The sequence below is a fragment of the Nocardiopsis sp. JB363 genome (genome assembly GCF_900143625.1).
Taxonomy (GTDB): Bacteria; Actinomycetota; Actinomycetes; order Streptosporangiales; family Streptosporangiaceae; genus Nocardiopsis.
The window spans coordinates 75,536-83,562 of sequence record NZ_FRFF01000088.1 but is presented as its reverse complement, the minus strand read 5'-3'; the positions used below and the strand labels follow the sequence as shown (position 1 = coordinate 83,562).

At 68.7% G+C, this 8,027-nt stretch carries 5 protein-coding genes; 2 read left to right on the top strand and 3 right to left on the bottom strand.

Features of this window, described 5'->3' with window-relative positions; translation table 11 throughout:
• Positions 1 to 426 precede the first annotated feature (426 nt).
• Both BQ8420_RS13390 and BQ8420_RS13385 read left to right on the top strand, forming a co-directional pair.
• A complete protein-coding gene (locus BQ8420_RS13390; protein WP_087098923.1) occupies positions 427 to 1,059 on the top strand; it encodes a class I SAM-dependent methyltransferase in 633 nt (210 codons plus the stop codon).
• A 268-nt stretch (positions 1,060 to 1,327) separates the two neighbouring features.
• A complete protein-coding gene (locus tag BQ8420_RS13385; protein WP_087098921.1) occupies positions 1,328 to 4,735 on the top strand; it encodes a transglycosylase domain-containing protein in 3,408 nt (1,135 codons plus the stop codon).
• A 66-nt stretch (positions 4,736 to 4,801) separates the two neighbouring features.
• Here BQ8420_RS13385 and BQ8420_RS13380 read toward each other — a convergent pair whose 3' ends face one another.
• The 3 genes from BQ8420_RS13380 to BQ8420_RS13370 are packed head-to-tail and all read right to left on the bottom strand — an operon-like array spanning position 4,802 to position 8,015.
• Positions 4,802 to 5,878 (bottom strand): prenyltransferase, encoded by a 1,077-nt coding sequence (locus BQ8420_RS13380; RefSeq protein ID WP_087098919.1) that lies wholly within the window; start codon positions 5,876 to 5,878, stop codon positions 4,802 to 4,804.
• Positions 5,878 to 6,609, bottom strand: coding sequence for a class I SAM-dependent methyltransferase (locus tag BQ8420_RS13375; RefSeq protein ID WP_087098917.1), 732 nt, complete (start codon positions 6,607 to 6,609; stop codon positions 5,878 to 5,880). Before BQ8420_RS13375 ends, BQ8420_RS13380 begins: the two co-directional genes overlap by 1 nt.
• A gap of 53 nt (positions 6,610 to 6,662) precedes the next feature.
• Positions 6,663 to 8,015: a glycosyltransferase family 4 protein gene (locus tag BQ8420_RS13370; RefSeq protein ID WP_087098915.1), complete on the bottom strand. Its 1,353-nt coding sequence runs from the start codon at positions 8,013 to 8,015 to the stop codon at positions 6,663 to 6,665.
• Between the last annotated feature and the right edge of the window lie 12 nt (positions 8,016 to 8,027).

Sequence of the window (8,027 nt, the reverse complement as noted above, 5' to 3'; positions counted from 1 at the left end):
AACCAGCAGGGACACCCCCTCAGGCGCACCACCAACAACCCGGCACACGCCCGACAACCTCCAGGAAAACGACCCCAGTCGCCCCACACGCTCACCCCACCCCACCCCACAACCCCAAGGGGCTCTACCTCAGGCGTCCCCACCAGACACCCATGAGACGCCCGACAACCTCAGGTCTCTCGGCCTCCTCAGACGCATCACGCACTCACCCGAGGTCCACCCCTCGGCATCCGGCACCGGCACTCGGCGCCCGGCGCCCGGCGCCTGACGCCGCCTCCAAGCCAGATTTTGGGCAGCACGAAGTCGGTGGAAACCGAGGTCCCCCCTATACAAGAGGACCATGTCGGACGCTCTCGGGGCCAGGTCGGAGTTTCGGGCTGTGGATAACGGGATCGGGGTGGGGGCGGGGAATGGGACAATCGCGGCATGACGAAGACAATCCCGGCGGAGCTGTTGGCGGCCGCTGAAGCGGCGAAGGGCTTCATGCCCACGGACGAGGGCCTGGCCCTGTACGAGACGGCTGTGGCGTATGCCGGCCACGGCCCGATCGTGGAGATCGGCACCTACTGCGGCAAGTCCACCGTGTTCCTCGGTGCGGCGGCTCGGATGGCGGGTGCCAAGGTCATCACCGTGGACCACCACCGGGGGTCGGAGGAGCACCAGGAGGGGTGGGAGTACCACGACTCCACCCTCATCGACCCGGAGACGGGGAAGTTCGACACGCTCCCGCACTTCCGGCGGACGATCACCCGGGCCGGGCTGGACGAGGAGGTCATCGCGATCGCGGGGGCCTCCACGGCGGTCGCGACGGTATGGGGCACGGAGATCGGCATGCTCTTCATCGACGGTGGCCACAGTGAGCGGGCGGCCCAGAACGACTATGAGGGCTGGACCCCGCACATCGCGGTCGGCGGTGTGCTGGTCATCCACGACGTCTTCCCGAATCCGGAGGACGGGGGGCGTCCGCCGTACAACATCTACTGCCGCGCCCTGGAGACCGGACGGTTCAAGGAGATCCGCCTGGTCGGTTCCATGCGGGTCCTGGAACGTACCTCCTGATCCGACGCGGTTCTCGCGGATCCAAGGGGGCGTTCTCCCCTTGGAGCACATGGTGATCCGTCCAACACCATGTGACACGCCGGTCGAGGGTAAGCCCTCGGTAAGAAGTCACCGTGCGGTTACGGATTCGACCTTGACACAGTTACGGGCGGGTATCGTAGCGGTGAGGGTGGAGCGATGGTGGCGATTTTCCCCGGGATACCGCTTCAGTCCTGATTCGAACTGAACCGATCAGGGGTACTCGCGCGTCAAACACCAGGACGGCACGGTGCCGGACGTGATTTGTCATGGGGGCGGGGAGCTGAGCGAGAGCACACACGGCGAGGGCGGGACGGATGGACAGCGTCCCGACTCGAACACGCCGGAGACGAACGATGCCTCTGCAGAGGAACTGTCCAGTCAAGCGACGCCCCAGGGTGATGTACCCACTACCGGTGATGACAAATCCGAGGGGTCTCCCCCCGCAGAACCGGAGGCGGATCCCGGAGGGGATGACGCTCCCGAACCGGAATTCATCGCCGGTGGGGCCTCCGCATTCAAGACCAGTGGAACATTCTTCCGTGATCGGGTGGCCAAGAACCTGGCCTCCCAGGGTTACGGAATGGACGACGTTCCATCTTCCGAGCTGAACACCGAACCCGGGGACGCCCCGGAGGCCGGTGACTCCGAGGAGGCCGACTCCGACACCGCTACTGAGGCCGTTGGCGACTCGGACTCCGAGCCCTCCACCTCCGCTGCCCCCTTCGCGGCCGAGGCCCCGGAGGACACGGAGGACACGGAGGACACGGAGGACACGGAGAGCGCCGAAACCACGGATCCCGACAACGAGGCGACCGGTGTCTTCCCGCTCCCGAACCTCGCTCAGGCGAACGAGGGCGAGACGGACGCCGAAAGCGGCGAGAGTGGCGAGAGCGCCGAAAGCGCTGCTGAGGAGCCGAAGGAGCAGGGCCCCGCACAAGAGGGCGAGACAGACGATCCCGAACCCGGGGAGGTCGCTGAGGGCCCCACGGGGCCGGACGGGGTGGATTCTCCGCTGGCCGCGGCCGACGCGACCGCCGGGCCCGAGACGCTGCCCTTCACTCCGCCCTCGGAGACCGGATCCGACGACGGACTCGACAAAGAGACCGACGTCGAACCAGACGAGGGTACGGCCACCGAAGCGGTGGGGACCGAATCCAAAGCGGACGACGAGGACCAACGGACCGAGGCCATGCCCGCGCCCGGTGCCGGCGCGGTCGCTTTCTCCGCTCCTCCACCGGAGGAGAAGCCGGAGGTTCCCGAGGACACCGACCGGACCACCGAGCAACAGGCGGCTCCGGTCGATGACGAGATCTGGCCGCAGCCTCGGCGGTTCTCCGACTACGTGTCGGACCGCGAGGGCAAGGACGATGACCCCTCGGCCGCCGCCGCGGGCGGGCTCGCCGGCGCGGCCGCTTCGCCCGCCTCGGCACATGCCGTTCCCGGCGGTCTCGGTGGTCCCGGTGGCCCGGCCGGCCCCGGTGGGCCCAAGGGCCCACCCGGCGGTCCGGGTGGTCCGAAGGGCCCCGGTGACAAGGGATCCAAGGACGATAAGAAGCAGAAGCCCAAGAAGCCGCTGTGGTGGCGCATCCTGCGCGTGTTCCTGGTGGTCACGGGTCTGATGATCATCGTGGCCGGCGGCGTGTTCGCGTTCTTCTACTCCACGGTGGAGATCCCGGACGCGGCCAAGGCCGACGCGGTCGAGCAGGGATCGACGTTCTACTTCGCCGATGGTGAGACGGAGTTCGCCTACCGCGGTACTGACCGTGAGGTGGTCGATTACGAGGACATGACCGCCGGTGGCGACCACGTCGTCGAAGCGGTCATCTCCGCGGAGGACCGGGGCTTTTGGACCGAGCCGGGTGTGTCGGTGAGCGGTACCGCGCGCGCGGTGTGGTCCACGGTCACCGGTGAGCAGGTGCAGGGTGGCTCGACCGTCACTCAGCAGATGGTGCGCAACTACTACGAAGGGGTGTCCCTGGAGCAGACCGTGGCCCGCAAGGTCCAAGAGATCATCATCGCGATCAAGGTGGACCAGAACGAGGACAAGGAGTGGGTGATGGAGCAGTACCTCAACACCATCTACTTCGGTCGTCAGGCCTACGGCATCCAGGCCGCCGCTCAGGCGTACTACCACAAGGACGTCGGCGAGCTCACCGCGGAGGAATCGGCCTTCCTGGCCGCCGCCATTCAGCAGCCGACCCGGTTCGGTCAGGCGGACGTGGAGACCACGCCCGCGATGGAGAACCGGTGGCAGTACGTCATCAACGGCATGGTCACGACAGAGGCCATCACCCAGGCCGAGGCCGACCAGATGGAGTTCCCCGCGCCCGAGCCGGAGAAGCCGATGGCCGGCGGCGACATCAGCGGCTACAACGGCTACATGCTCCAGGAAGCGCTGAGTGAACTGGAGGACCTCGGCTATACCGAGGACCACATCAACCGGCAGGGCTACAAGATCGTCACGACCTTCGACAAGGGCATGATGGACGCGGCCTATGAGTCGGTCGAGGCGATGGTGGCACCGGAGACCCTCCCGGAGGGGGTCAACATCGGTCTGACCACCATCGACCCCGCCACCGGTGAGGTCAAGGCGTTCTACGGCGGTCACGACTACGTCGCCAACCAGTACGACAGCGCCTTCCTGGGCGCCGCGCAGGCCGGTTCGGCGTTCAAACCGTACGTGCTGGCCACCGCCCTGGAACAGGGCTATGGCCTGAACTCCACGGTGGACGGTCGTGGTCCGCAGGACGTCCAAGGGTCCCGGGTGCAGAACGCGGGCAACGCTCCCGGCGGGGTCATGACGTTGACCCAGGCCACCCAGGTCTCCAACAACCTGGGCTTCGTCGAACTGGCGCAGGAGGTCGGCTTCGAGGAAGTCCGACAGACCGCCTACGACGTGGGTCTTCCCGAGGGCAGCATCGACGACAACCAGCTGGTGCCGGTCATGCCGTTGGGCGCGAGCAGCGTCCGCCCGGTCGACCAGGCCAGCGGGTTCGGGACCTTCGCGAACGGTGGTGTGCACATGGAGGCGCACGTCGTCAAGGAGGTCGTGAACCAGGCGGGCGACGACGAGCGGCCCGAGGTGGCCGAGAACCGTGCTCTGGAGGAGACCACGGCCTCGGACGTCACCCACGCCCTGGAGGGGGTCGTCAACGGCGGTACCGGTACCGCCGCGCAGTTGGCGAACCACCCGGTCGCGGGCAAGACCGGTACGACCGATGGCAGCGTCGCCGCCTGGTTCGTGGGTTACACCCCACAGCTGTCGACGGCCGTCGGTGTGTACAGCGGGAACAACGAGAGCTTCAGCATCCCGGGGCACAACATCTCCGGTGGCGGTCTGCCCGCATCGATGTGGAACTCGTACATGAGCCGCGCGATGGAGGGGTACGACCGGGGTTCGTTCCCGGACCCGGCGTTCGACGGCACCACGGAGAACTGGGCGCCGGACCCGGCCACCCAGGAACCGCAGGAACCCCAGGAACCTCAGGTGCCGCAGGAACCTCAGGAACCGCAGGAACCGGAGGAGCCGCCGGAGCCCGAGATCCCGGAGATCCCTGAAGATCCGGAGATCCCGGAAGTGCCGGAGGACCCGGGATGGCCGGAGGATCCGGGTATCCCCGAGATGCCACCGACGACCCGTAGCGAGGACGGTTAGCGTCCGCACACGGCGAGGGCCCCGTACCGAATCGGTGCGGGGCCCTCGCCGTTGTCGTGTGAACCCTCAGACGACCACCGATTCGGTGTCCCAGCTGTGCAGGAACACCCGTGAACCGGGGGTGGTGCGGGTGAGGGCGTCCACGGCCAGTACGACCGCGGCGGTCGTCCAGGTGCTGCGTTCGACCGGCCAGCGCACCTGTTCGGCGAACTGGTAGCCGGTCCAGTAGACGCCGTCGTCGGGGTCGCGCAGGTGCTGGACCTCCCGCAGGATGCGCACCGCGGTGTCGGTCTCACCCATGGCGGTCAGTGTGAGCACCAGCTCGGAGGACTCCGCGGCGGTCACCCACGGCTGGTCGCTGACGCAGCGCACGCCCAGACCGGGCACGACGAAGGTGTCCCAGTGGTCGGCGAGGCGCGCCTTGGCGTCGTCCCCCCGGACCGCTCCGCCCAGGATCGGGTAGAACCAGTCCATCGAGAAGCGGGAGCGGTCGGCGAACAGTTCCTCACGGTCGTTGATGAGGACGGCGAGCCGGTCGGCGGCGGCGTCCCACTCGGGCCGTTCCCGACCCAGTCGGGCGCCCAGCGAGGCGCCGCAACGCAGGGCGTGGTGCACGCTGGAGCAGACCGTGAGCAGGGCGTGGTCGCCGGGCGATCCGTCCTCGTCGCGGGCCCACAGGATCTCCCCGTGGTCGCCGCGCAACGCCAGCACGAATTCCAGCCCGCTCTCCACGGTAGGCCACAGCTCCTCGGCGAACGCGGTGTCGCCGGTGGTGAGCAGGTGGTGGAACACGCCCACGGCCGGGTACGCGGCGTGGTTGGCCTCGCGCAGCCCCGTGACGGGACTTCCCTGGCGGAACTTGGCGGGCCAACCGCCGTTCGGGTGGCGGCTCGTCGACAACCACCGGTAGGCGCGCCGAGCGGCCTCGGCGTGTTCGGGCACGAGCAGCCCGGTCACGGTCAGGGCCATGGCGCACTCCACGTGGTCCCACACGTCGGCGTGGCCGCCGGGGAACCACGGGATGGCGCCGTCGGGCTCCTGGGCGTGCACCAGGTAGTCCGCGGACCGGTACAGCTGTTCGGTGCTGAGGATCCCGGGGAGGTGGAGGGCGTCGGGGTCGTTGGGCGCGGGTGCGGTGGCCATCAGTCGGACACGTCGGCCGCGAGCGGCTTGCGGACGTACACGATGACGCTCTTGCCGATGATCGGGTTGAGGAGTCTCTCCGCGATCCGGGTCACCTTGGGGGCCTGGAGCATGTCCCAGACCAGCAGGTCATGGTAGGCCTTGGCCGCCGGGTGGTCGTTGTCGTCGGTGCCCACAGCGCACTTGATCCACCAGTAGGGCGCGTGGAGGGCGTGCGCGTGGTGGTGGGGCCCGATCTCGAAGCCGGTGGCCTTGAGCTTGGCCTCCAGCTCGGCGCGGGTGTAGATGCGGATGTGGCCGCCCTCGTTGGTGTGGTACTCCTCCGAGAGCGCCCAGCAGATGCGTTCGGGCAGGAAGCTGGGCACGGTGACGGCCGCGATGCCGCCGGGCCTGAGGACCCGGTACAGCTCCTTCATGGCGGCGGTGTCGTGCGGCAGGTGCTCGAAGATCTCGGCGGCGACGACGCGGTCGAAGGCGTCGTTGTCGAAGGGCATGTCGAGGGCGTCGCCCTTGACGGTCTCGGCCTTGGCGGACGCGGGGGCCTCACCCTCTTGGGCCATGGCCGCGAACATGGTCTCGACCTCGGCGAGATCGTCGACGTTCTGGTCGAAGGCGACCACGTCCGCGCCGCGGCGGTAGACCTCGAAGGCGTGGCGGCCACCACCACAGCCCAGGTCGAGAACGCGTTGGCCCGGGCCGACGGGGAACAGGTTGAAGTCGACGGTGATCAGTGGAGGCTCCCTAGGGATGGTGCTGCGGGTCTGGGTGTGCGCGACCTGCCGGGTCAGGCGCCGTTCGCGCGGGCCCGCACGGGCGTGGGTCGGTGGTCGTCGCCGGGGCCGGTCCCTTTGACGGCGGTGATGGTGGAGGCGTAGCGCTGCGCGGTCAGCTCGGCGACGGCCTTCCAGGTGAACCGTTCCTGGACACGGCGCCAGGCGGCGGCGCTCATGCGCTCACGTTCGGCGTCGTCGTCGAACAGGGAGGCGAGTTCTGCGGCCAGGAGTTCGGGGTCGCCAGGGGGGATGAGGCGACCGGCGTCGCCGTCGGTGCCGACGACCTCGGGCAGGGCTCCGGCGTGGCTGGCGATGAGCGGGGTACCGCAGGCCATGGCCTCCACCGCGGGCAGGGAGAAGCCTTCGTAGAAGGAGGGGACGACGGCGATCTGTGCGCCGGCGATGAGGCGGCCCAGTTCCTCGTCGTCGATGCCGCTGACGAACTGGATGCGGTCGCGCAGGTCGAGTTCGTCGACGAGACGGTCGGTGGGACCGCCGGGGCGGGGCTTGCTGACGATGGTCAGGGTGACGTCGCGTTCGGTGGCGAGTTTGGCGGCGGCGCGCAGCAGGACGGCGACACCCTTGAGCGGGCTGTCGGCGCTGGCGGTGCACACGATGCGGCCGGGGATGCGTTCCACGTCGGGGCGCGGGTGGAAGTAACGGGTGTCCACGCCCAGCGGGGTGACCTCCATGGTGGCCGGGTCGACCCCGAACTCGCGGGCGATGTCGTCGGCGGAGGATTGGGAGGGCACGAGGATGGGGTCGAGTCGGCGGGCGACGCGGGCCTGCATCTTCACGAACCCGTACCAGCGTCGCTTGGAGAGTTTCTGGAGGCCTTTGGCCTCCGCGAGCTCGATGCGGCGGTCGACGCTGATGGGGTGGTGGATGGTGGTGACCAGGGGCAGGCCGGCGGACTGGATGCCGAGCAGGCCCCATCCGAGGGTCTGGTTGTCGTGGACGACGTCGAACTCGTCGAGGCGGCGGCGGAGTTCGCGGTTGGCGCGCAGCGAGTAGGTGAGCGGTTCGGGGAACCCGGCGGTCCACATGGTGGCGATTTCGAGGACGTCGATCCAGTCGCGCCATTGGCGGAGGGGCGGGGTGGCGAAGGGATCGGCGTCGTTGTACAGGTCCAGAGAGGGGATTTTCTCCAGGGTGACGCCCTCGTCCAGGACGGGATAGGGCTGGCCGGAGAAGACGGTGACCTGGTGGCCGAGTGCGGCGAGTTCGCGGGACAGGTGGCGTACGTACACGCCCTGTCCGCCCACGTGCTGTTTGCTCCGATACGACAGGAGGGCGACGCGCAGGGGGCGGCGCCCGCCGGACGGCCCTGGGGTCGGTCCCGTGCTTGTGCCCGACTGGGTCAAGAGTCCACCTCT

Bases quoted from the DNA above. Each gene is read 5' to 3' on its own strand.
- BQ8420_RS13380 (WP_087098919.1), bottom strand. From the start codon at position 5,878: ATGGCCACCGCACCCGCGCCCAACGACCCCGACGCCCTCCACCTCCCC.
- BQ8420_RS13390 (WP_087098923.1), top strand. From the start codon at position 427: ATGACGAAGACAATCCCGGCGGAGCTGTTGGCGGCCGCTGAAGCGGCG.